This window comes from Flavobacterium nitrogenifigens, from assembly GCF_003254565.1.
GTDB classification, from domain to species: Bacteria; Bacteroidota; Bacteroidia; order Flavobacteriales; family Flavobacteriaceae; genus Flavobacterium; species Flavobacterium nitrogenifigens.
This window is the reverse complement of sequence record NZ_QJRI01000157.1, coordinates 25,671-50,770: the sequence shown is the minus strand read 5'-3', so window position 1 is coordinate 50,770 and position 25,100 is coordinate 25,671. Positions and strand designations below refer to the sequence as shown.

The 25,100-nt window shown below is 34.5% G+C and carries 22 protein-coding genes; 9 read left to right on the top strand and 13 right to left on the bottom strand.

Features of this window, described 5'->3' with window-relative positions; genetic code table 11:
- Positions 1 to 12: 12 nt before the first annotated feature.
- From DM397_RS02625 to DM397_RS02615, 3 genes are read right to left on the bottom strand one after another with little or no spacing between them, the layout of a single operon-like run.
- Positions 13 to 156 (bottom strand): rSAM-modified peptide, encoded by a 144-nt coding sequence (locus DM397_RS02625; RefSeq protein WP_111376064.1) that lies wholly within the window; start codon positions 154 to 156, stop codon positions 13 to 15.
- A 46-nt stretch (positions 157 to 202) separates the two neighbouring features.
- Positions 203 to 346 carry an rSAM-modified peptide gene (locus tag DM397_RS02620; protein ID WP_111376064.1) on the bottom strand — a complete coding sequence of 48 codons (144 nt, stop codon included), beginning with the start codon at positions 344 to 346 and terminating at the stop codon, positions 203 to 205.
- Between the two features lie 45 nt (positions 347 to 391).
- Positions 392 to 529 carry an rSAM-modified peptide gene (locus tag DM397_RS02615; protein WP_111376063.1) on the bottom strand — a complete coding sequence of 46 codons (138 nt, stop codon included), beginning with the start codon at positions 527 to 529 and terminating at the stop codon, positions 392 to 394.
- Between the two features lie 567 nt (positions 530 to 1,096).
- On the opposite strand from DM397_RS02615, the gene DM397_RS02610 reads away from it, so the two are divergent.
- The 6 genes from DM397_RS02610 to DM397_RS02585 all read left to right on the top strand — a co-directional run bounded on the left by DM397_RS02610 (position 1,097) and on the right by DM397_RS02585 (position 8,830).
- Complete coding sequence (locus tag DM397_RS02610; protein WP_111376062.1) at positions 1,097 to 2,653, top strand: vitamin K epoxide reductase family protein; 1,557 nt, start codon at positions 1,097 to 1,099, stop codon at positions 2,651 to 2,653.
- Between the two features lie 61 nt (positions 2,654 to 2,714).
- Positions 2,715 to 2,933, top strand: coding sequence for a hypothetical protein (locus tag DM397_RS02605; RefSeq protein WP_162615453.1), 219 nt, complete (start codon positions 2,715 to 2,717; stop codon positions 2,931 to 2,933).
- 35 nt (positions 2,934 to 2,968) lie between these two features.
- Positions 2,969 to 3,103, top strand: coding sequence for a hypothetical protein (locus tag DM397_RS24080; RefSeq protein WP_260677858.1), 135 nt, complete (start codon positions 2,969 to 2,971; stop codon positions 3,101 to 3,103).
- Positions 3,104 to 3,671: 568 nt separating this feature from the next.
- Positions 3,672 to 5,864 (top strand): peptidase domain-containing ABC transporter, encoded by a 2,193-nt coding sequence (locus tag DM397_RS02595; protein WP_111376059.1) that lies wholly within the window; start codon positions 3,672 to 3,674, stop codon positions 5,862 to 5,864.
- A gap of 2 nt (positions 5,865 to 5,866) precedes the next feature.
- On the top strand, positions 5,867 to 7,162 hold the full coding sequence (locus DM397_RS02590) for an HlyD family secretion protein (RefSeq protein WP_111376058.1): 1,296 nt from the start codon (positions 5,867 to 5,869) through the stop codon (positions 7,160 to 7,162).
- A gap of 36 nt (positions 7,163 to 7,198) precedes the next feature.
- On the top strand, positions 7,199 to 8,830 hold the full coding sequence (locus DM397_RS02585; protein ID WP_111376057.1) for a S41 family peptidase: 1,632 nt from the start codon (positions 7,199 to 7,201) through the stop codon (positions 8,828 to 8,830).
- A gap of 54 nt (positions 8,831 to 8,884) precedes the next feature.
- Here DM397_RS02585 and DM397_RS02580 read toward each other — a convergent pair whose 3' ends face one another.
- The 4 genes from DM397_RS02580 to DM397_RS02565 form a co-directional block, all read right to left on the bottom strand.
- Positions 8,885 to 9,592 carry a tRNA1(Val) (adenine(37)-N6)-methyltransferase gene (locus DM397_RS02580; protein ID WP_111376067.1) on the bottom strand — a complete coding sequence of 236 codons (708 nt, stop codon included), beginning with the start codon at positions 9,590 to 9,592 and terminating at the stop codon, positions 8,885 to 8,887.
- 134 nt (positions 9,593 to 9,726) lie between these two features.
- Positions 9,727 to 10,080 carry a four helix bundle protein gene (locus DM397_RS02575; RefSeq protein WP_111376056.1) on the bottom strand — a complete coding sequence of 118 codons (354 nt, stop codon included), beginning with the start codon at positions 10,078 to 10,080 and terminating at the stop codon, positions 9,727 to 9,729.
- A gap of 245 nt (positions 10,081 to 10,325) precedes the next feature.
- Complete coding sequence (gene rimM, locus DM397_RS02570; RefSeq protein ID WP_008466225.1) at positions 10,326 to 10,850, bottom strand: ribosome maturation factor RimM; 525 nt, start codon at positions 10,848 to 10,850, stop codon at positions 10,326 to 10,328.
- Between the two features lie 16 nt (positions 10,851 to 10,866).
- Positions 10,867 to 11,427, bottom strand: coding sequence for a 30S ribosomal protein S16 (locus DM397_RS02565; protein ID WP_111376055.1), 561 nt, complete (start codon positions 11,425 to 11,427; stop codon positions 10,867 to 10,869).
- 189 nt (positions 11,428 to 11,616) lie between these two features.
- Between DM397_RS02565 and DM397_RS02560 the strand changes: the two genes are divergently transcribed.
- A complete protein-coding gene (locus tag DM397_RS02560; protein ID WP_111376054.1) occupies positions 11,617 to 12,111 on the top strand; it encodes a DUF6252 family protein in 495 nt (164 codons plus the stop codon).
- Positions 12,112 to 12,220: 109 nt separating this feature from the next.
- Positions 12,221 to 12,565 (top strand): RNA recognition motif domain-containing protein, encoded by a 345-nt coding sequence (locus tag DM397_RS02555; RefSeq protein WP_012023384.1) that lies wholly within the window; start codon positions 12,221 to 12,223, stop codon positions 12,563 to 12,565.
- A gap of 134 nt (positions 12,566 to 12,699) precedes the next feature.
- Here DM397_RS02555 and leuB read toward each other — a convergent pair whose 3' ends face one another.
- From leuB to DM397_RS02525, 6 genes are all read right to left on the bottom strand, one after another.
- Positions 12,700 to 13,755: a 3-isopropylmalate dehydrogenase gene (gene leuB, locus DM397_RS02550; RefSeq protein ID WP_111376053.1), complete on the bottom strand. Its 1,056-nt coding sequence runs from the start codon at positions 13,753 to 13,755 to the stop codon at positions 12,700 to 12,702.
- A 160-nt stretch (positions 13,756 to 13,915) separates the two neighbouring features.
- Complete coding sequence (locus tag DM397_RS02545) at positions 13,916 to 15,436, bottom strand: alpha-isopropylmalate synthase regulatory domain-containing protein (RefSeq protein WP_111376052.1); 1,521 nt, start codon at positions 15,434 to 15,436, stop codon at positions 13,916 to 13,918.
- A 221-nt stretch (positions 15,437 to 15,657) separates the two neighbouring features.
- Entirely contained in the window at positions 15,658 to 16,254 is a 597-nt protein-coding gene (leuD, locus tag DM397_RS02540) for a 3-isopropylmalate dehydratase small subunit (RefSeq protein ID WP_111376051.1), read from the bottom strand.
- A gap of 112 nt (positions 16,255 to 16,366) precedes the next feature.
- A complete protein-coding gene (gene leuC / locus DM397_RS02535; RefSeq protein WP_111376050.1) occupies positions 16,367 to 17,761 on the bottom strand; it encodes a 3-isopropylmalate dehydratase large subunit in 1,395 nt (464 codons plus the stop codon).
- A gap of 518 nt (positions 17,762 to 18,279) precedes the next feature.
- Complete coding sequence (locus DM397_RS02530) at positions 18,280 to 19,200, bottom strand: helix-turn-helix domain-containing protein (protein ID WP_111376049.1); 921 nt, start codon at positions 19,198 to 19,200, stop codon at positions 18,280 to 18,282.
- A 77-nt stretch (positions 19,201 to 19,277) separates the two neighbouring features.
- On the bottom strand, positions 19,278 to 20,081 hold the full coding sequence (locus DM397_RS02525) for an SDR family oxidoreductase (protein WP_111376048.1): 804 nt from the start codon (positions 20,079 to 20,081) through the stop codon (positions 19,278 to 19,280).
- 480 nt (positions 20,082 to 20,561) lie between these two features.
- Between DM397_RS02525 and dnaE the strand changes: the two genes are divergently transcribed.
- The gene (gene dnaE / locus DM397_RS02520; protein WP_111376047.1) at positions 20,562 to 25,097 is read left to right on the top strand and encodes a DNA polymerase III subunit alpha; all 4,536 of its coding nucleotides are present in this window, start codon (positions 20,562 to 20,564) and stop codon (positions 25,095 to 25,097) included.
- Positions 25,098 to 25,100: the final 3 nt, after the last annotated feature.

Sequence of the window (25,100 nt, the reverse complement as noted above, 5' to 3'; positions counted from 1 at the left end):
TTTCAGCTTTCTTTAATTACTTCCGTTGCCGCCATTTCCTTTGCTTGGATATGGTTCAGGAAGCGGTTCTACATCTCCTCCTTTAATTATTTGCTGTTCTTTTCTAGAAATTGTTTCTATTTGAAAATCTTCGAATGTTAATGTGCTATTTTTCATGACTTTGATTTTTTTTGGGATTTAATTTTAAATGTTTCAGCTTTCTTTAATTACTTCCGTTACCGCCATTTCCTTTGCTTGGATATGGTTCAGGAAGCGGCTCTACGTCTCCTCCTTTAATTATTTGCTGTTCTTTTCTAGAAATTGTTTCTATTTGAAAATCTTCGAATGTTAATGTGCTATTTTTCATGACTTTGATTTTTTTGGGATTTAATTTTAAATGTTTCAGTTCTCTTTATGTACTTCCGTTGCCGCCATTTCCTTTGCTTGGATATGGTTCAGGAAGCGGCTCTACGTCTCCTCCTTTAATTGTTTGCTGTTCTTTTCTAGAAATTGTTTCTATTTGAAAATCTTTGAATCTTGAGTTTTTCATGATATATTTTGCGAGTTAAAAATTAGTAATATAAATCTTTCAGAAATATTTTTATGCGATTTTGGTTAAATGCAAAGCAGCATTAAAATGGTTTATGTAAGGTTTTTTTAGGCTTAAAAGCAGTAAGAAATGGGCTCTATTTGTAAGTTAGTTTCGCTAAAAAAAGGTACTGCTTAGGTTCGTTTTTTGGGGAGTATTTTTTTCAATTTAAGGTTTCAACTTTGACTATTTTGAGTAGTTTATGAAAACCTGTCTTATGATTTTTGCATTTAAAAATCATGTGTTTTTACGGGTCTATTTTTCATGTTTTTTCATGTTTAGATTATTGCATATCCAAAACTAGATAAAAAGCAAAACCGTTAATCGAAAATGGGCTTTCTATGCTTTTTGTTGAAAAATAAAACACATAAAGTATTGTAAATAAAGAGTTTGTGTGGGGTACTATACTTGGTATAATTTATAAATTGTATGTGGTATAATTAATAAAATGTATGTGTTGATGTGATTTTTATCAATAAAAACCCCAATCTTTGCAGTGTAATTATGATTTAAAAACGGTCAAAAGCGATGTTAAAACTGGTTCAAAAATTTCTGCAAATCAACCGCTACTCAGATATCAAAAATGAGTTTAAGGATCTGTTTTTGTCTCACCCAAATTATCCGAGTTTGTTTGCCATTACAGACTCGTTTGATTTGCTTTCTGTAGAAAACGCTGCTGTAAGAGTTTCGAAAGAGCAGATTGAAGATTTGCCATCTAACTTTTTGGCATATTTTAAAGACGAATTAATTCTAGTCGAAAAAATTAAAAGCGGTGTTAGAATCACAACTTCAAAAAAAGGAAGCCAAAAATTATCTTATGATAAATTCCTTTTAGACTGGAACGGAGTAATTGTAGCTATTGAACCAAACAATGTTGTAGCAAGAGATAATTTAAAAATAGAATACAATTGGTTAAAGTATTTTCTGCCTCTTGTACTTGTAGCGGGATTGTCTTTATTCTATAACCGTTTTGATTGGTTTAGCGCTTCGTTTTTGGTAACATCGGTTTTAGGCTTAATAGTAAGCATATTTATTGTGCAAGAGAGATGGGGAGTTAAGAATACAGTAATTTCAAAATTTTGTAATTTAAGCTCTAATTCTTCTTGTCACTCTGTAATAAGCTTTAATGATGATATTGCAAACAGATGGTTGAGTTTTTCAGATTTGCCATTGCTTTTCTTTAGTTCAAGTATTATTGCAATATTAGTTCAACCATTAAATTCAGCAGTTTTTGTTGGATTCTTAAGTCTGTTGGCCATCCCAATAATAGTTTGCTCGATCTGGATCCAGAAGTTTGAGATCCAAAAATGGTGCATAATGTGTTTGGCAGTATCATTTTTAATATTGGCTCAAAGCATCGTTTGGTTCTCATCAGATCTTTTTACGTTGAGTTTCAGTTTTAATGAAATTTTTCCTTATGTATTCTCTTTATTGCTTTTGATACCAATATGGGCAGCAGTTAAGGTGATGATTAGAAAAATGCTTGATAATGAAAACTCTTTAAAAGAGCTTAAGAAATTTAAAAGAAATTACTCCTTATTAAACTTCTTATCTAAAAAGGTAAAATACAACAAGGGATTTGAAGATTTAAGAGGTTTGACATTTGGAAATAGAAACGCAGGAGTTAGACTTTCTGTGATTCTTAGTCCAAGCTGTGGACATTGTTATAAAACTTTTCAAGAGGCTTTTGATTTAGTATTGAAGTTTCCAGATAAAATATTTTTGAATGTTCTTTTTAATATTAATCCAGAAAACAACGAAAACCCTTATAAAGCAGTTGTTGAAAGACTTTTAACTATTAACAGAACAACACCTGGTAAAACAGTCGAAGCGATTTCAGATTGGTATATTAAGAGAATGACCCACAAAAAGTGGTTGAAAAAATGGAATGTTGATTCTGTTAGCATGATGATAAATCAGGAAATTCAGAAACAATATGATTGGTGCTCTTTGAACAATTTTAATTATACACCTATTAAAATTGTAAATGAAAGGCTATTTCCAAACGAATATGAATTGAATGAATTGAAGTATTTTCTAAATGATTATGCAGAGGAAGTTCAGATTTTAGAGAAAATAGCTTAAAGAAATACAGAAGTTTCAACTGTAGAAATAGAAACAAGTAACCCCAATTTAAAAACCTGCAGTGATGTTAAAGAATATTTTGAAATTGAAAGGTGCAGTAGAATTGACTGCGAATGAACTGAAAACACTTAACAGAGATCATGCTCCGATTTGTGAAGATGGATTTAAAGCTAAAAGATGTACAGAATTTGGAACCGTTCCAGCATACTGGAATGTCTACCAAATAGTTATGCTGGAAGCTGCTAAAGAAGATTTTTTTAAGCATCAAGTTGCACTTTAGACTTGAGCCTTACCGAAAAACTTAAATAGCCAGTTATGTTAGAAAAGATTTTAAAAAGCAAAGAAACAAGAAAGCTGACAAAAAAAGAGCAGAAAAATATTTTGGGAAGCGAGTATCTACAAGAGTTTAATTGCCATGATACCGTTATAGAGAAGTATTCTGCTTGCTAATTTTTTTAATTATAACAAGCAATAGAAAAAAACACTATTGCTATATAAAATGGTATTAGCTATGTTGAAAAAGATTTTAAACCTAGAAGGTGCTCAGTGCATAAATAAAAATGAACAAAAAACCATGAGAGGAGGAATTCCAGAATGTTGGGTTTATGCTTTAGAAGCAGGATGCTTTTTAATACCACCAGGCGAAACTTGTCCGCTAAATACATCGTCAGGTATTTGTGATACAAGTCGTCTTTGTTGTTGATTTTTAACTTTTTTTAAAAGTAATACGATATAGCCTTATTTAGAATTTAGTCATGTTTTTTTTGAATGTATAGGCGCTCGATCGTGGAACATTGAGCATATTCTCAGTATTGATGATTGGTACTGAGATTCTTAGGAGTTGGCCGCTAGGTTATTTTTATTTGGTTAGGGTAACCGCGGCCATGTCCTAAAGAAATTGTGTTGCTAAAATTTGTTTTTAAATACTGAAACAGAGAAGATTTAGATCTTCTCTGTTTTTTTTATGGATTAACAAGAATTTTTTTTCTTAAATTGCTCGTGAATAAATTAAAATAAATTGAAAAAGTTCGCTCATTACATACAGGCAGATAACAAAGATTGCGGACCGACATGTTTAAAAATTATTGCTAAATATTACGGTAAAACAATCAACATTCAGGAGTTGAGAGACATTAGCGAAACAACTCGTGAAGGAAGCAATTTGCTTTTTTTAAGTGATGCTGCCGAAAAAATCGGTTTTAGGACTTTGGGTGTAAAGCTAAGCTTGGAAAGGTTAGAAGAGGCTCCATTGCCATGTATTCTGCACTGGAATAAAAACCATTACGTTGTACTTTATAAAATAAGAAAGGGGATTTATTATATTTCAGATCCTGCTTTTGGACTGATAGGATACAATAAAGAAGATTTTTTAAAATTCTGGATTGGTAACAATGCTGACGACGAAACAAAGGAAGGAATTGCATTATTGATTGAAGCAACGCCAAAATTTTTTCAGTCTAATTTTGATAAAGAGGAAAATTCAGGATTGGGATTCAGATTCCTTTCACAATATCTCTTTCAATACAAATCATTTCTTACGCAGTTAGCTATAGGGCTTCTGGCAGGCAGCTTGTTACAGCTTATATTTCCATTTTTAACCCAGAGTATTGTTGATGTCGGAATCCAGAACCAGAATATTCATTTCATTTACCTGATTCTATTTGCCCAGCTGTTTCTTTTTGCTGGCAGAACAGGGCTGGAACTGATAAGAAGCTGGATACTGCTCCATCTTTCTACCCGCATTAATATTTCATTAATTTCTGATTTCTTCATAAAGCTAATGAATCTTCCAATCTCTTTTTTTGATGTAAGAATGACGGGCGATATCATGCAGCGTATAAATGATCATCGTAGAATCGAAAAAATACTTACCACATCTTCTTTAAATGTACTATTTTCTCTTATCAATATGTTGGTATTGGGAGCGGTTCTGGCTTATTTTAATCTCAAAATATTTTTGGTGTTTTTTGCTGGAAGTCTTCTTTATTTTGGCTGGATAAGCATGTTTTTAAAACGAAGAGAAGTATTGGATTACAAACGTTTTGCTGAAGTTTCTGTTGAGCAGAGCAAAGTAATGGAGCTGATAAACGGAATGCAGGAAATTAAGCTCCATAATGCCGAGAAAGAGAAACGCTGGGGCTGGGAATACGTTCAGGCAAGATTATTTAGGGTTTCTATAAAAGGCTTGGTTTTAGAGCAGTCGCAAACTATTGGGTCATCAGTAATAAATGAATTGAAAAATATTTTCATTACTTTTTTATCTGCAAAACTTGTTATTGATGGTTCTATAACGTTAGGGATGATGCTGGCCATTAATTCGATTGTAGGCAGTTTAAATGGACCGATTACACAGCTGATCCAATTTGTGAGAGAGCTTCAGGATGCTAAAATTTCATTGGCAAGATTATCTGAAATTCACGAAAAAGAAGATGAAACCCAACAGGAGGAACATCAGTCAAATGATGTTCCGTATGATTCAGATATCGAAATAAAAAATGTTTCTTATAGGTATTTAGGTTCAGACATTCCTGTTTTAGACAGCTTAAATTTGAAAATTCCGACTAATAAAGTAACCGCAATAGTGGGAGTTAGCGGGAGCGGAAAAACAACTCTAATGAAACTACTACTGAAGTTTTATGATCCTGATAAAGGTGAAATCAGCATTGGAAATGCTCAATTGAAAAATATTTCGCAAAAAGCATGGAGATCTAATATTGGAGCGGTTATGCAAGAGGGGTATATTTTTAGTGATACAATTGCAAATAATATTGCAGTTGGAGCCGATAAAGTAGACAAAGAGCGGTTGCTTTATGCATCTGATGTAGCAAATATTAAACAATATGTGAGCGAACTTCCATTGGGATATAACACCAAAATTGGCGCAGAAGGATTAGGAATGAGTACTGGGCAGAAACAGCGATTGCTGATTGCCAGAGCGGTGTATAAGAATCCCGAAATTTTGTTTTTTGATGAAGCAACATCAGCCCTTGATGCTAACAATGAAAAAGAAATTATGCAGAAGCTTGATATTTTCTTTAAAAACAAAACGGTAATTGTAATAGCGCATCGATTGAGCACAGTAATGAATGCTGATCAGATTGTGGTTTTGGATAAAGGCAGAATTATCGAAATAGGAAATCATACCACGTTGGTTGAGCAAAGAGGGAATTATTTTGAATTGGTTAAAAATCAATTGCAGTTAGGAAATTAGGCATGGCAGAAAATAACGATACTTTTGAATTAAGAAGCGAAGAGGTTCAGGATATCCTGACCAAAGTGCCACATTGGATGATACGATGGGGAACCGTTCTGATATTTGCCATAATAATTATGCTGTTTTTTGTTTCCTGGTTTGTCAAATACCCAGATATGGTAAAAACAGAAATTGTTATTACAACTAATATTCCGCCGGAGAAGATTGTGTCAAAATCTTCCGGGCGAATTGAAGCGATTTTAGTAAAAGATAAAACAGAGGTTGATAAAAACAGTACGTTGGCCATTATTGAAAACACAGCGAATTATAAAGATGTTTTTCTGCTAAAAAAGATTGTGGATGATTATGATATTAATAGTCCTGAAAAAGCTTTTCCGTTTGCATTACTAAAAAACACACAGCTAGGTGAAATTGAAAGTGCTTTTGCCGTATTTCAGAAAGATTATCAGGCACAGCAGCTTAATGAAAGCTTGCATCCTTTCGAAATTGAAAGTAAGGCACAGAGTTCGGAGAAAATTCAGATAAAGGAGAGACTGGATATCCTGCTGCAGCAAAAACAGCTTAACGAAAGCGAATTAGAACTCCAGAAAAATGAGGTGGCACGTTTTGAAACCTTATTCAATAAAGGAATTATTTCTGCTCAGGAAATGGAAGCCAAAAAACTGAGTTTCCTTCAGGCGCAGAAGAATTATAGAAGCTTACTGTCGTCAATTTCCCAATTAAGGTCTTCTTTGATTGATAACACAAAATCAAGCCAGAATTCGCAGATAAACAGCACGAGAGAGGAAGTAAACCTTGGGCGCAGTGTTTCGCAATCTTTTTACCAGCTGAAAAAAGTGATAAGAGATTGGGAGCTGGCTTATGCGCTAAAATCTTCCATTAACGGTAAAGTGACTTTTCTGCAGGTTTGGAATGAAAACCAAACCATAAACGTCGGAGACAATGTGTTTTCTATAATCCCAGATGCTAAAAATAGTTTTATAGGAAAAGTAAAAGCGCCGGCTTTAAATTCAGGAAAAATCAAAGTCGGGCAACGTGTCAATATTCGTCTAGCCAATTATCCTGATAGAGAGTTTGGGGTTTTAAAAGGCGAAATAAAAAACATTTCACTGGTGCCTGATAAAGATGGAAATTTGCTTATAGACGTAGCGCTTCCGAAGGGACTAAGAACATCATACGATAAACAGATTACCTTTCAGCAGGAAATGAAAGGAAGTGCAGAAATTGTAACCGAAGATTTGCGTTTAATCGAAAGGATTCTATATCAGTTTAAAAGTATTTTTGAACAGGTTTAATATTAGCTCTAACTAACTAAAATCTCAAATCTTTAAATGAAAAAAACTGTACTTATTGTATTTTTACTATTATTTCAATTTTCTTTTTCAAAACCAATTACCGAAACCCAAAAGTTAGCCGCAACCTGCAAAGTTTGGGGGTTTCTAAAATATTACCATCCAAATGTTACCGATGGAAGTAAAAATTGGGATGAACAGCTATTTCAGATTTTACCAAAAATAGAAGAAACAAAAACGGATGCAGAATTCTCAAAGGTTATCGAAAAGTGGATTAACTCTTTGGGAAAAGTTAAAGCATATGAAGCTGAAATATCAAACGAAGAGGTTGATTATTTTGATAAAAATCTTGACCTTTCTTGGACACAGGATACATTATTGTTTTCTAAAAGCCTTTGTCAAAAACTTAAATTTATTGAGCAAAATAGAATTCAAGGCAAACAATATTATGTTGAAAAAGGTATTGAATTTAAAAATGAAGTAGAATATGCTGAATTTAAAGATAAAGACAAAAACTTTCGTCTTTTGCTTTTGTTTCGTTTTTGGAACTATGTTGAATATTTCTTTCCATACAAATACCAGATGGATCAAAAATGGGATTTAACTTTACTTGAATTTTTACCAAGAACGATTAATCCTATTTCGCAAGATGATTATTATTTGTCACTAAAAGAAGTTAGCGCTAAGTTAAATGATACTCATGCCTTGTTTGGAGCAAATAAAATATTCGATTTTTTTGGACGTCACGGTATTTCTTTTGATGTTAAAATTATCGATGATAAAGCAATTGTTACTGGATTTAAGAATGAATCCTTATCTAAAATAAACGATATTAGAATAGGGGATGTTATTACTAAAATAGATGGGAAAGCAATTGGAGATCTTATAAAAGAGAATATAAAATATATTGAAGGATCCAATTATGCTGCAATTTTAAACAATGAATACCCAATTTTTTATGGTCGTACTGATACTAGCAAAATTGAATTTGTAAGAAATGATAAAACTGCAATAAAAACAATAAAGAGGTATCTCTATAAAGACTTGAATATTAATTATGAGAATAATAGCGAGAAATACAAATTGTTAGAAAATAATATCGGTTATGTAAATATGGCGGTATTGACAACAGAAGATGTTTCTGCAATGATGGAAAAGTTTAAAGACTGTAAATCTATAATTTTTGACATTCGAAATTATCCTCAAGGGACTAATTTTGCGATAGCAGAGTATTTAAACCCAGAACCGAGGGATTTTGTAAAGTCGATTGATGCTGATTTGAGTTATCCGGGGCGTTATATCTGGAGAAAAGAAGAAACTCCATGTGGAAAAACTAATCCTGATTACTATAAAGGAAATGTTATTCTTTTGGTGAATGAAAAATCAATAAGTCATTCAGAATTTACTGCTATGACACTAAAAGTAGCGCCTAAATCTATTGTAATTGGCAGTCAGACTGCAGGTTCAGATGGTGCAAATTACAGGTTTGAAATTATAAAAGGTATTTGGACTTCATTTACAACTTATGGTGTTTTTTATCCAGATAAAAAAGAGGTGCAAAGAATAGGTATTGTACCTGATATTGAAGTGAAACCTACTATTTTAGGAATTCAGCAAGGAAAAGATGAGGTTTTGGAAAGAGCTGTTCTTTTTGCTAAAAATGGGAAATAGAAAATCTAAATATAATCTTTGTCAGAGTTTTTAAACTTTGGCAAAGATGTTTTTTTACATTTTCAGGTAGAATTCTTTAGTAAGTTCAATATACTCTGGAGTATAAACATGACGATCAATTTCGATTACTAATTCATCGATTTCAATTTCAGAAACTTCATTTCGGCTAAAAGCCAATAAACTTCGCTTAATTTCAGATTTTGGAGTTCCTTTTACTCTTGTAATTTTTAAAGGATAAAGTTCTGATTCTTTTGCTAGAGCAATAAATTTTTCTTCTTCTTTGAAAGGAATAATCAAAGCAAATATTCCGTTTTCTGACAGCAGTAAATCAGCGGCTTCGACAAGTTCTTCAAAAGGCATTGCATCTTGAAAACGAGCTAAATCACGTTGTTCGCTTTCTGTTTTATAATCTTCAGCATAAAAAGGCGGATTCGAAACGATTAAATCGTATTCGTCTTCTGGTTCATCAATAAATTCATCCAGACCAGCATGAAAACAAAATAGGCGATCACCCCAAGGAGAAGCTTCAAAATTTTCTACAGCTTGTTCGTAAGCGTCTTCATCAATTTCTAAAGCATCAATTTGTTCTGCATGAGTTCGCTGTGCCAGCATCAAAGCAATAATTCCTGTTCCAGCACCAATATCCAATACACTAAACGGATTGTGATCAATTGGAGCCCAAGAACCCAATAAAACGCCATCGGTACCAACTTTCATAGCGGTTTTATCTTGTTTTATAGAAAATTGCTTAAACTTAAACATAAATATAAAATTCCAATTTTTTAAATTCCAAATTCCAATCTTGGGAAGAAATTCCAATGCGAAAAATCCAAATTCCAATTTGAATATAGAAACGTTAATATGTTAATGCTGCAAAAGTAAGATTAAATATTAACTTATTGTTTCGAAGTTTTGGTGATTATTGCAGAAAGAATTTTTCGCAACTCTTCAATTTCAAATAATAAAGATTCTGAAAGTGAGTTTTGATCTGGATTTAAATCATTTAATAATTGTAGCCAAAATTTAGATTCTTTAGCTTCTTTTCGAGCTATTTTAAGTCTGAAAATTAAATCTTTATCGCCCAACTTTTCATTTGCTTCAATGTAATTTGCACCAATTGAACCAGAGGATCTTATAAGTTGTTTTCCATCTTCGATGTTTGAAATATTTTTAGGTAAAGACCTTATATAGATTCTGCATTCTTTTGCAAAGAGGAGAGTTCTTTCTTCTAAATTATATGGTTTACTCATAAATAAAAATAACAATGTTTAAATGCCAAATTCCAATTGTTGGGATTTAAAAATAGTAAAAAACAATATAATTATAAGTTTTTTCTTTCAAATAAAATATTGAAAATAATATTTCAGTTTGGAATTTGTGATTTAAAAATTTGTGATTTAACCTAATTTAAGGTTTGAAATTTGGAATTTAAAAATTTGGAATTTAAAAATTTGGAATTTAAAAATTTGGAATTTAAAAATTTGGAATTTCTTAATTACAAGTACATCTCAATAAGACCTTCAGGAAGATCCATGATGACTTTTTTGTTCTCGCGATCGATTTTTACAAGAAATTGATCGATCATTGGAACTAAGATTTCAACTTCACCATTTAAAACTTCAAAAAGAGGCTGTGCAGTAGAATCATTTATAGAAGTTATTTTTCCGAAAACACCTAAACGTTTGTCTTCAATTTCGAAACCAATAACTTCGTGGAAGTAGAATTTGTTGCCAGTAAGTTTTGGCAACATGGTTAAAGGAAGATAAATAGGGCTGCCGACTAAGGCATCTGCATCTTCTTCTGTATTTACATCTTCAAAACGAACTCTCAAAAAGTCGTTTTTGTGTAATGAGCTAGTTTCAATAAAAAAAGGAACCAAGTGTTTGTTGCTTTCAACAAACACTGATTCCAGATTTTCGTATAACTCAGGTTCATCCGTGTCTAGATAGACTAAGACTTCACCCTTGAAACTAAATTTTTTAGCGATTTTACCTAAATAAAAACAATCTTCTTTACGCATTATCGCCAAGTAAAAATTATGCTTCAGTTGTTTCGTTATTCTCTTCAGCAGCAGGAGCTTCTTCAGTAGCTTCAGCAACTTCTTCAGTAGCCTCAGCAGCTTGTGCAGCAGCAACAGCTTCAGCTTGTGCAGCAGCAGCATCAGCGATACGCTTAGCGTTAACTTCTTTCTCTGCTTTTAATGCTGTAGCTTTAGCATCAGCTTTAGCTTTAGATAAACCATCTTTTTTAGCATCAACTTTTCCAGCTTTAGCTTCTAACCAAGCAGTTAATTTAGCATCAGCTTGCTCTTGTGTTAAAGCACCTTTACGAACTCCTCCATCAAGGTGGTGTTTCAATAAAGCACCTTTGTAAGAAAGGATAGCTCTAGCAGTATCAGTTGGTTGAGCACCATTGTGTAACCATTTAACTGCGCTGTCAAGGTTTAACTCAACAGTTGCTGGGTTAGTGTTTGGATTGTAAGTACCGATTTTCTCTAAGTATCTACCATCTCTTTTTGAGCGTGCATCTGCAGCTACTACCCAGTAAAAAGGTTTTCCTTTTTTACCGTGTCTTTGTAATCTAATTTTTACTGACATAATCTAGTGATTAAATTTTGAGGTACTCGACCTCTGTTAATTAAGGGCGCAAAGATATAATTTTTTTATGAAAAACGCGTTTTAAAAAGCATTAAATATATCTGAGTCGTTTTTTTAGCATTTTTTTGACTTTTTAATTTTAGTATTTAGCTCTTAATGCGATACTTTTGCATCAAATTCATTTTAAATATGAAAAAATACTTTTACTTTTTATCATTTTTACTGCTGCTTGTATCTTGTACAGAGGATGTAAGATTTAATAATCCAGCTTTTCAGACTTTAAAAGATAATGCTTTTTGGAGAGCACAAGTTTATGGAGCTGGAACAGAATCGAGTGGCTTTTTTACTATTGAAGGTTCTTTAGGTTACGAAAAGATAAAATTTCAGATTCTTGAACCGGAGGAGAAAACATATGTCTTAGGAATAAATAATAATACAAAAGCCGTTTATAAAAACACATATAAAGGACAGGAAGCAGAATTTAGCACTGGTACAGATATAGGAAATGGAGAAATTGTTGTTACAGAGTATAATACAGTTGATAATACCATTTCTGGAACTTTTAAATTTACAGCAGTTAATACTAGTTCTGATGCCGAAAAGCAAACAATGCATTTTTCGGAGGGGGTTTTTTATAAAATTCCAGTGACATCAGGAGGAGACTTTGTTCCTGTTAACAATTAAGTTAACTGTTTAGATTACTTCAAATCAGAATAAAAACTTAAATAAATGGATAATATAGTGGATTAGATATAAATAAGACTACATTTGTTTTTTATTTAAATAAATCTCTATGAATATTTTCGTTGGAAGCCTTCCATTCAGTATTGAGGAAGCAGATTTAAGAGAGTCTTTTGAGGCTTATGGAACAGTTGACTCTGTTAAAATTATTACTGATAAATTTACTGGAAGAAGTAAAGGCTTTGGTTTTGTTGAAATGCCAAATGATAGCGAAGCTCAGAAAGCTATCGATGAATTGAATGGTGCTGTTGTTTCAGGTCGTACAATCGTTGTAAATAAATCTGAGCCAAAACCAGAGGGCGAAAGAAGAAGTTTTAATAACAACCGCGGAGGAAACGATCGTGGAGGTTACGGAAACAACCGTGGCGGAGATCGCGGAAACAGAAGAGAATATTAATGTTTTTTTTCTAAAATATAAAAGGGATCAACGAAAGTTGATCCCTTTTTTTTGTTGTTTTTTGTAGAGACGCACTGCAGTGCGTCTAATATAACGAGAAGACGCACTGCAGTGCGTCTCTACGGTTTCTTTAATTATACATTCGCAGCTAACCAGTCACCAACTTCTTTAGTGCCGTATGCTTTCCCGCCATTAGCTAAATCTTCAGTAACTACTCCAGCTTCTAAAGCTTTGTTTACAGCATCTCTCATCGCTTTTCCTTCTTCCATCAATCCGAAGTTTTCGAACATCATAGCAGCAGATAAAATAGTAGCCATTGGGTTTGCAATGTTTAGTCCTGTAGCTTGTGGATAAGAACCGTGAATAGGTTCAAATAAAGATACTTCAGCTCCCATAGAAGCAGAAGGCATTAATCCCATTGAGCCAGAAATTACAGAAGCTTCATCTGTTAAGATATCTCCAAATAAGTTCTCCGTAATTAATACGTCATAAGAATTTGGCCATTGAACCAAACGCATTGCTACAGCGTCAACAAATTCGTAGCTAACTTCAACTTCTGGATAGTCTTTTTCCATTGTTTGAACCGTTTCTCTCCACAAACGTGAAGTTTCCAAAACGTTTGCTTTATCAACGCAGCATAATTTTTTAGAACGAGTCATAGCTAGTTCGAAACCTTTTTTAGCTAAACGCTGTACTTCTGCACGCGTGTAAACGCAGTTGTCATAAGCAGTATCTCCGTTGTCTTTTCTTCCTTTTTCACCAAAGTAAATTCCGCCAGTTAATTCTCTTAAGAAAACCAAATCAGTTCCTTCGATTCTTTCTCTTTTTAATGGAGATTTATCTAATAAAGAAGGGAATGTAAAAGTTGGCCTTACGTTTGCAAACAAACCTAAAGCTTTACGCATTTTTAACAAACCTTGCTCCGGACGTACTGGTGCAGAAGGATCGTTATCGTATTTAGGGTGTCCGATTGCTCCAAAAAGAACGGCATCAGCATTTTTGCAAACTTCATGTGTTGAATCTGGATATGGTTCTCCTACTGCATCAATTGCAGCTGCTCCAGTTAATGCTGGTTTCCAAGTTATTTCATGTCCATATTTTTGTGCAACAGCATCTGATACTTTTACTGCTTCATTTATTACTTCTGGTCCGATTCCGTCGCCGGCTAAAAGGGCTATGTTTAATTTCATTCTATATTTTTTAAAAGGTTCTAAGGTTCTGAGTTGCTAAGGCTCTAAGTTTTTCTTCTTAGTGGCTTAGTTTTTTTAAAAGGCTCTAAGGTTCTGAGTTGCTAAGGTTCTAAGGTTAAAGAAAAATCTTAGAACCTCAGAACCTTAGTCTCTTAGCACCTTAAGTAATTATATTTAGCATTTTCTGCGTTGCAATAATCGCTGCAACAGTTTGATCTGAGTCTAATCCACGGGTTTTGAATTCTTTTCCGTTGTTGACCCATGTAATAATGGTTTCGCACAACGCGTCAGAACTACTTCCTGGTGGGATTCTCACGGCATAATCAATCAATTTTGGAAGTGTAAGTTTTTTGCTTTTGTAAATTTTAGATAAGGCATTCATAAAAGCATCAAATTGACCGTCTCCCTGTGCATTTTCTTCGATTATTTCTCCGTTTAAATTTAAAGATAAAGTCGTAGATGGGCGCATTCCTTTAGAATGAACCAGCATATAAGAATTTATAGTAATTTTTTCTTCGTAAGTATGACTGTCCAAAACATCTGAAATGATATACGGAAGGTCTTCTTTAGTTACGGTTTCTTTTTTGTCGCCCAATTCGATAATTCTTTGGGTAACCAATTTCAAATCTTCGTTATTTAGTTTTAAACCTAATTCCTGAAGATTTTTTTCGATATTGGCTTTTCCAGAAGTTTTTCCTAGAGCATATTTACGTTTCCTTCCAAAACGTTCTGGAAGAAGATCATTAAAATAAAGATTGTTTTTGTTGTCTCCGTCGGCGTGAATTCCGGCAGTTTGAGTAAAAACGTTATCACCTACAATTGGTTTGTTTGCAGGAATTCTATAACCTGTAAAAGTTTCAACCAGCTTACTTACAGAATACAACGAAGTTTCTTTAATGCCAATATTTACTTCTGGCAGATAATCATTGATAACAGCAACAGTACTTTCAAGTGGCGCATTTCCAGCACGTTCTCCCATTCCGTTTACCGTTACGTGAAGTCCGTTGATTCCGGCTTTTATCGCTTCCATAACGTTGGCAACGCTTAAATCGTAATCGTTATGAGCGTGGAAATCAAAATGAATGTTTGGGTATTTTGCTCTAATTTTCGAAATGAATTCAAAAGTTAAAGACGGAATTAAAACGCCTAAAGTATCAGGAAGTAAAACTCTTTTAATTGGCTGTGTTGCTAAGAAATCCAGAAATTGGAACACATATTCAGGAGAATTTCGCATTCCGTTGCTCCAGTCTTCCAGATAAACATTGGTTTCAATATTATTTTCTTTGGCTAAAGCAATGATTTGAGCGATTTCAGAAAAATGCTGTTCTGGAGTTTTTTTTAACTGGTGCGTTAAGTGATTCATTGAGCCTTTGGTCAATAAATTCTGCACTTTGGCACCCGCTTTTTTCATCCAATCGATTGAAACACCTCCGTCAACAAACGTAAGAACTTCAATTCTGTTAATGTATCCTTTTTCTTCAGCCCATGAAGTAATGCCTTTTACAGCCTGAAATTCTCCTTCGCTCACGCGTGCAGAAGCAATTTCGATTCTATCAATATTTAATTCCTCCAACAACAATTGTGCAATGGTCAGTTTTTCTGCAGCAGAAAATGAAACTCCGGAGGTTTGTTCACCATCACGAAGCGTCGTATCCATTATTTCAATTTTTCTTTTTTCCATATTGATATTCTATATTTCTGATGTAATTTGACGCAGATTTTACGGATTTGCTATCGCAAAGACGCAGATTAACGCGGATTTTAATTTTAGTAAAAAATAAAAATCTGTTTTTTTTCCGCGTCTTTGCGATAGCAAATCTGTTTTATCCGCGTTCTATATTCTAGAAAGACCCGACTGGTTTTTGAAGCCTGCCGGGTCTAATAGACTGAATGATATTTCTATTAGTACGGAAGTTTATCAGCGAAAGCTTTAATATCTTCCTTCATATCTTGTAAATAATCAATGTCGTCAAAACCATTAATCATATTATTCTTTTTGTATCCGTTGATAGCAAAAGATTCTTGCTCGCCAGTTGACAATAAAGTAATAGTTTGGTCAGGAAGATTGATTTCTAATTCTGTTTTTGGATCAGCTTCAATAGCTTTGAAAATATTAGCTAAAAATTCTGGACTGATTTGTACTGGCAAAACACCAATATTTAAACAGTTTCCTTTGAAGATATCTGCAAAGAAACTAGAAACTACAGCGCGGAATCCGTAATCATAAACTGCCCAAGCAGCGTGCTCTCTAGAAGATCCTGAACCGAAGTTTTTTCCTCCAACCAAGATTTTTCCACTGTAAGTTGGGTTGTTTAAAACGAAATCTGATTTTGGAGTATCATCTCCGTTGTATCTCCAGTCTCTAAAAAGATTGTCTCCAAAACCTTCACGTTTTGTAGCTTTCAAGAAACGAGCTGGGATGATTTGATCTGTATCTACGTTCTCAATTGGCAACGGTACACCGCTGCTTGTAAGTATATTAAATTTATCGTATGCCATTTTTTTCTTTTTCTTTAGGCTGTAGGCTGTAAGCTTTAGGCTTTTCCTACAGGGTTGTATTATGTATTGTGTTTTTTGCTTAAAGCTTATTGCTTAAAGCTTACAGCGAGAATTAGAATAATTCTCTCGGATCTGTCAATTTTCCTGTCACTGCAGCTGCAGCAGCCATAATTGGACTTGCTAAAAGCGTTCTAGAACCAGGACCTTGACGGCCTTCAAAGTTTCTGTTTGAAGTACTAACTGCATATTTTCCAGCAGGAACTTTATCATCGTTCATTGCTAAACAAGCAGAACAACCTGGCTGACGTAATACGAAACCAGCTTCAGTCAAAATATCTAAAATTCCTTCTTCCTTAATTTGAGCTTCAACAACGTGAGAACCCGGAACTAACCAAGCCGTAACATTATCTGCTTTTTTTCTTCCTTTTACAATTTCAGCAAAAGCTCTAAAATCTTCAATACGACCGTTTGTACAGCTTCCTAAGAAAACGTAGTCGATTTGTTTTCCAATCATTACGTCATCTTCGTTGAAGCCCATATAAGCTAAAGACTTTTTGTAAGTTTCCTCACCACCTTCAACTTCTTTAGCATTCGGAATATGTTTTGTGATACCAATTCCCATTCCAGGGTTTGTACCATAAGTAATCATTGGTTCGATGTCTTCCGCTTTAATGTTTAATTCAGCATCAAATACAGCATCAGCATCAGTTTTAAGAGTTTTCCAGTATTCAACAGCTTTTGTCCAAGCTTCGCCTTTTGGAGCGTAAAGTCTTCCTTCAAGGAAATCGAAAGTTGTTTGGTCAGGAGCGATCATTCCTCCACGAGCACCCATTTCGATACTTAGGTTACAAACTGTCATACGGCCTTCCATAGTCATGTTTTCAAAAACATCACCAGCATATTCAACAAAATATCCTGTTCCTCCAGAAGTAGTTAACTGAGCAATAATATAAAGCGCAACGTCTTTTGGTCCAACTCCTTTACTTAGTTGTCCGTTTACGTTAATACGCATTTTCTTTGGTTTAGGCTGCATAATACATTGAGTAGAAAGCACCATTTCAACCTCAGATGTTCCGATACCAAAAGCGATAGCTCCAAAGGCACCGTGAGTAGACGTATGCGAATCTCCACATACAATAGTAGCACCTGGCAAAGTAATTCCGTTTTCAGGACCTACTACGTGTACAATTCCATTTTTTTGGTGCCCTAATCCCCAGTGCGAAATTCCGTATTCGTTTGCATTGTCTTCAAGAGCTTTAAGCTGGTTTGCAGAAAGCGGATCTTGAACTGGTAAATGTTGGTTTATGGTTGGTGTATTGTGGTCGGCAGTTGCAAAAGTACGTTCCGGATATAATACGTTAACGCCTCTTGATTTTAATCCTAAAAAAGCAACAGGACTCGTAACTTCATGAATGAAATGGCGGTCAATAAAAAACACATCTGGTCCATCTTCAATTTTACGCACAACATGTGAATCCCATACTTTGTCAAATAATGTCTTACTCATTTTTTATTTTTTTTAATTGTAATTTCTATAACCACAGCAATTTCCTGTTCATTATAATAGCAAAACAAAAGTAAAAAAAGATAAAAAAGCGTCAATTTCAATATTTCATTATATACGATACCCAAACTAATTTACAAATTGCCAAATGGCTTTTGTAGACTAAAATTTGAAAGAAAAATGATTACGAAACAGATTTAGCTTTTCTTTTTTGGCTTTAATTTTACCCGATTGTTTTTTGTTTTAATAGTTTGCAAATTTATCTCAAAATCAATATAAAATATAAGAATTTGTTTGAAAAAATCTAACAAAATGAATAAAAATAGTAATAATTGTTAGTTTTGATTTCTTCGCAAAAAGTGTGCTTTTTGGGTTTTTTAAAGCTTTTTAAGGTGTTTTTCGGGTATTATTTAGATTCAATAAAATATCAAAATACTACGACATCCAAGAAGTGTATTTTTATGAAATTTTATGATTTTTTGAGACAGAAATTGATTTTTTGAGAGTAGTATTTTTAAAAATTAGTTCAATGAATTTTTAAATTCTAATGGAGTAAGATTGGTTTTCTTTTTGAATAATTTACTAAATGATTGCGGATATTCAAAACCTAATTGATAAGCAATTTCAGCTACTGAAAGATTAGTAGTAATCAGGAAATCTTTTGATTTTTCTATTAATTTCGAATGAATATGCTGTTGCGCATTTAATCCAGTTAAATTACGAAGCATATCACTGAGATAATGACTTGAAACGTTAATCTGCGAAGCTAGAAATTCTACTGTTGGCAATCCTCTTTTTAAGGTTTCTGAATTACTGATATAGTTATCCAGAGTTTCTTCGACTTTTAATAATAAATCGTTACTGATGGTTTTTCTGGTAATGAATTGGCGCTTGTAAAAACGATTGCTGTAGTTCAGCAAAACATCGATATAAGAAACAATTACATCCTGACTCATTTCGTCAATTGCGGTTTTGAGTTCATTGTCGATACTTTGTAATAATCCGATAATAATTGTTTTTTCACTATCAGAAAGATGCAACGCTTCATTGGTGTCATAAGAAAAGAAGCCATATTTTTTGATGCTTTTTCCTAAAGGATAATTTCGAATAAAATCTGGATGAAATAAAAGTGTATAACCGCCATATTCAACGCCTTCTTCGTTTTCAGTAAAAATTAACTGAGTTGGGGAAGCAAACATGAGTCCGCCTTCATTGAAATCATAATAGCCTTGACCGTAGCCCATTTTTCCTTTGGTAGAAAATTTATAAGAGATCTTATAAAAATCAAGCAAAAAGGCGTGATTCGCTAAATCTTCGTTGATAACCAACTGCGTATTGTCTACCAAACTCACCATCGGATGAAGTGGTTTTGGTAGTCGAAGCAGGTTATGAAACTGTGAAATAGAAGAGATTTTTGCTGGATTATTGTTTTTCTTTTCCATGATATAAAAGTATGAAAATTTAAAAGACTAATACCGTTCGGCTTCTTGAAACCTGAACGGTATTAGTTTGAAATGAATTATTCCCCAAAAAATTGTTTACCAAATTCAGAACGAAAAACTTCGTCCCCAACTTCTAGTCTTTGTTTGTAAAGTGCTTTTGCATCTTCACCGGCAACGTATCTTAATTGGTTTTTTCCATCCGTAGCAGCTTCGTAAACAACATTGGCAATTTGCTCAGGAGTTGAGGCCATTTCAAACATGGTGTCAACGTTTCCAAACATTTTATTGGTCATTGTTTCATACTCTGGCAAAGTGCTTGTATCAAGCGAACCGTGAAGGAACTCTGTTTTAATTGCTCCAGGAGAAACGGTTTTAATGTTTATTCCAAACGGATTTAATTCGTAAGCCATACTTTCGCTCCAGCCTTCCAGTCCCCATTTTGTTGCGTGATAGATTGATCCTAAAGGGAAAGAGATCAATCCGCCAATGGAAGTTGTTGAAATAAATGAGCCGGTTTTTCTTTCTCTGAAATATGGAATAAATGCATTTGTAACGCGAATTACTCCTAATAAATTAGTGTCCAATTGTTTGGTGATTTGAGAATCGGAAAGACTTTCTAAAGGGCCAATTAATCCATAACCAGCATTGTTAAAAACGATATCAATGTCACTAATTTCAAGCGCTTTTTGAACTGTAGCTTGGATTTGATCATAATTGGTAACGTCTAAAGGCAAAAGGGTTATGTTTTTTAATTGAGAAAGCTCAGTTTCTTTTTCGGGATTTCTCATTGTTGCAATTACATTCCATCCTTGATCGTGGAATAATTTTGCTGTTGCTTTTCCTAAACCTGATGATGCGCCTGTGATAAAAATTGTTTTCATAATTATTATTCTTTTTAATTGTTATAATTTGATGAAGCAAAGTTCAGAATACACTGCAGTTTAAAAGTGTTCATTTTGGTGCAATGAGTATCCAAAATGAATAATTAGAGTTTTTGGATTAAAAAGTTTTGAGTTTAATTGTTTTAAACACATAGAAACATGGTTTTTCTTCGTCTACAAAGGCGTTTCACTTATTTTAAAAACACATAGCTATGTGTAAAAATCTAGATTTTTTTAATTATCTTTTTAGAAAACTTGAATCTATGTTTCTATGTGTTTAATTTTTTTACGAATCGAATTCATGGAGTTTTAATTAACGTTTTTGTTAACAACTTTAGCTTCTTTATTTCTCTAAAAAAAGCGTAAATTTGAATTCCTCCGATTTTTCATTTCTCATTTTATTATGTTTCATGTTGTCAATGGTTTACAATGTGAAAGATATGAAATTTGGAGCTTTAAAACTTGACTTTTTAAAATTCTATGTATTTAATATTCGATACCGAAACAACCGGATTACCAAAACGCTGGGATGCCCCGATAACCGATTCTGATAACTGGCCTCGCTGTATACAAATTGCGTGGCAGCTTCATGACGAAATGGGACAGCTTGTCGAACATCAGGATTATTTGGTAAAACCAGAAGGATTTAACATTCCGTATGATGCTGAACGTATTCACGGAATCTCGACTGAATTGGCTGAAGCCGATGGAATCACTTTGGCCGAAGTTTTAGAGAAATTTAATATCGCTTTAGGCAAAACCAAATATATTGTTGGTCAGAATTTAGGTTTCGACGTTAATATTATGGGAGCCGAATTCCATAGAATGGGAGTAGATTCTACTATGGCTTCGATTCCAGTTTTGGATACTTGTACCGAAGTTACTGCTTCATTATTACAGCTTCCTGGAGGTCGTGGAGGAAAATTCAAACTTCCGACTTTGACCGAATTACACAGCTATCTTTTCGACCAGCCTTTCGCGGAAGCGCACAACGCAACTGCCGACGTTGAGGCAACTACACGTTGTTTCTTGGAATTGGTTAGAAGAGAAGTTTTTACTAAAGAAGAACTTGACGTTCCGAAAGAATACTTCAAAGATTTTCAGGAAAGAAATCCAGAGCCATTTAAGCTTATTGGTTTAAAACACATCAATTTAAAAGCGGCTTCTGATAAAATCAGAGAACAGCTTAAAGCTTTAGCTGGAGAAGACACCCAAAATGTTGTTTCAGAAGAAGACAAAGCCGATTTTAAAGCGGCAAAATTTGCACATTTACACAATCATACACAGTTTTCGGTACTTCAATCGACTATTGGTGTTGGAAATATTGTGGCAGCTGCTGCTAAAAACGGAATGCCAGCCGTTGCTATGACTGATACTGGAAACATGATGGGAGCTTTCCATTTTGTGAGCGCCGTTATGAATCACAATAAAGCGGCTTCTGGAAAAAATAAAGCTTTGGTCGAAGCTGGTGAAGAGCCAACAGAAACCGAAGTAAAACCAATTGTAGGTTGTGAATTTAATATCTGTGAAAATCATTTAGATAAAAGCAAAAAAGACAACGGCTACCAAGTTGTTTTGATGGCTAAAAATAAAGCAGGTTATCACAATTTGGCTAAAATGGCTTCGATTGCGTATACTGATGGATTTTATTATGTTCCAAGGATTGACCGAAAGATTGTCGAGCAATACAAAGGTGATATCATGGTTTTGTCTGGGAATTTATACGGAGAGATTCCGAGTAAAATCTTGAACATTGGTGAAAACCAAGCAGAGGAAGCATTGATTTGGTGGAAGGAACAGTTTGGTGAAGATTTCTATCTGGAAGTAATGCGCCACAATCAGGAAGACGAAAATCGTGTCAACAAAACCCTGATTGAGTTTGCTAAAAAACACGATGTAAAGTTAATTGCGACTAACAATACCTATTATTTAAACAAAGAAGATGCCAATGCGCACGATATTTTACTTTGTGTAAAAGATGGTGAAAAGCAGGCAACACCAATTGGTCGTGGACGTGGCTATCGCTACGGACTTCCAAATCAGGAATACTACTTCAAGTCACAAGACGAGATGAAAAAACTCTTTGCTGATTTGCCAGAAGCCATTATCAACATTCAGGAAATCATTGATAAGGTTGAAGGATATTCACTTTATCGTGATGTATTGCTTCCGAAATTTGAAATTCCAGATGAATTTGTTGATCCTGAAGATGAAAAAGACAATGGTGTTCGCGGAGAAAATGCTTATCTGCGACATCTTACAATGGAAGGCGCCAAAAGAAGATATGGCGAAATTACCGAATCGATTCAAGAACGTTTGGATTTTGAGTTAATGACGATTTCAAACTCAGGATATCCGGGTTATTTCTTGATTGTACAGGATTTCATTGCCGAAGCTAGAAATATGGACGTTTCGGTAGGACCTGGTCGTGGTTCTGCAGCGGGTTCAGCCGTTGCTTATTGCCTCGGAATTACCAATATTGACCCGATTAAATACGACTTGCTTTTTGAGCGTTTCCTAAATCCTGACCGTGTATCGATGCCCGATATTGATATCGACTTTGATGATGAGGGTCGTGGACGTGTAATGGAATACGTAATCAATAAATACGGTCAAAAACAGGTGGCACAGATTATCACGTATGGTAAAATGGCGACCAAATCGGCTATTCGTGATACGGCTCGTGTACTGGATTTACCGTTGTTCGAAGCGGATAGAATTGCGAAATTGATTCCTGGAATGATGCCGTCAAAATGGAATCTGGCGCGTTTTATTTCTGAAAGTGAAGAAGAAGTTAAAAAAGCCCTTCGTTCTGATGAATTTGACAATGTAAAAGAATTAATCGCGATTGCCAATGAAGATGATTTGGCAGGAGAAACTATTCAGCAGGCAAAAATTCTTGAAGGATCGATGCGTAACACGGGAATTCACGCTTGTGGGGTAATTATTACGCCATCTGATATTACGAATTATGTTCCTGTAACAACTGCAAAAGATTCTGATTTATATGTAACACAGTTTGATAACTCGGTTGCAGAAAGTGCCGGATTGCTGAAAATGGACTTCTTGGGTCTGAAGACCCTTACGCTAATAAAAGATACCGTAAAACTGGTAAAATACAGAACAGGAATTGAACTGAATCCAGATACTTTCCCGATTGATGATGAAGAAACGTATGCGCTTTTCCAAAGAGGTGAAACCGTTGGAATCTTCCAATACGAGTCGCCTGGAATGCAGAAATACATGAAAGATCTGAAACCAACGGTATTTGGAGATTTAATTGCCATGAACGCATTGTATCGTCCGGGACCTTTGGAGTATATTCCGTCTTTCGTTCGAAGAAAAAATGGCGACGAGGAAATCAAATACGATTTAGATGCCTGTGCGGAATATCTTTCTGAAACCTACGGAATTACTGTTTACCAAGAGCAGGTAATGCTTTTGTCTCAGTCTTTGGCTGGATTTACAAAGGGTGAGGCCGACGTCTTGCGTAAAGCGATGGGTAAGAAACAAAAGGATGTACTAGATAAAATGAAGCCGAAATTTGTGGAGCAAGCTGCCGCAAAAGGTCACGACGCCAAAATTCTAGAGAAAATCTGGAAAGACTGGGAAGCCTTCGCGAGTTACGCCTTCAACAAATCGCACTCGACATGTTATGCCTGGATTGCGTATCAAACAGCGTATTTGAAAGCCCATTATCCTGCAGAATATATGGCAGCAGTACTTTCGAATAATATGAACGACATCAAACAAGTTTCGTTCTTCATGGAAGAATGTAAACGTATGGGATTACAAGTTTTGGGTCCAGATGTAAACGAGTCGTATTATAAATTTACCGTAAACGATGACTACGCAGTTCGTTTCGGAATGGGAGCTATTAAAGGAGTAGGTTCTGGAGCGGTTGAAACTATTGTAGAAAACAGAAAAGACGGAAGATACAAATCGATTTTTGATTTGGCGAAGCGAATTGATTTGCGCGCCGCTAACAAAAAGGCGATTGAAAATTTAGCACTTGCTGGAGGTTTTGATTCATTTGAAGGAACAACCAGAGCACAATATTTCCACGATGATGGAGACGGAATTACATTCTACGAAAAAGCAATGCGTTACGGATCGAAGTTTCAAGAAAATGAAAACTCATCTCAGGTAAGTTTATTTGGTGAAACCAGTGAAGTTCAAATCGCTGAGCCAGTTGTACCACCATGTGAAGACTGGAGTACCATGGAAAAACTAGCCAAAGAAAAAGAAGTTGTTGGAATCTATATTTCTGGACATCCGCTTGATGATTTTAGATTTGAGATGAAATATTTCTGTAATTCTCGCTTGGAAGCGCTGAAAAGCATGAATGAATATGTCGGGAAAAATCTAATGTTTGCCGGAATTATTAATAACGTACAACATCGTGTAGCAAAGAATGGAAAAGGTTGGGCAGCTTTCAACTTAGAAGGTTATGATGAAAGTTATGAATTTAAAATTTTTGGGGAAGAGTATTTGAAATTCCGCCATTTCTTAATTCAGAACAATTTTGCCTTTTTGAAAATAATGATCAAAGACGGATGGGTAAATCACGATACTGGTAAGAAATCCGACCCTAGAATGCAGTTTGTTGAGATTCGACAATTGCAGGATATCTTGGAGGCTTTCGCTAAAAAGCTAATTGTATTGCTGAATATTAAAGATCTTCACCCTGAGTTTATTCATAAACTGAGTCATTTGTTCAATGAAAATAAAGGAGATAATTCTGTGACTTTTGAAATCATGGAATTAGAAAAAATAAAAAAACTGGTTGAGGTAGAAACTCCAGCCGATTTTGAAGCCGAAGATGCTGTTTTTGAAGCTGAGAATGAAAATGAAGACAGCGCGATGGAAGACACTAAGATTCAAGAAGTGAATGAGGTTGAAGAAATAAAAGTGGTAACCAAATTAACGATGCCTAGCCGTCGTCTGAAGGTTAGAATTTCAACTGAATTATTGCAGGAATTGGAGAAAATGCAGATTAATTTTAAACTTAACTAAAAA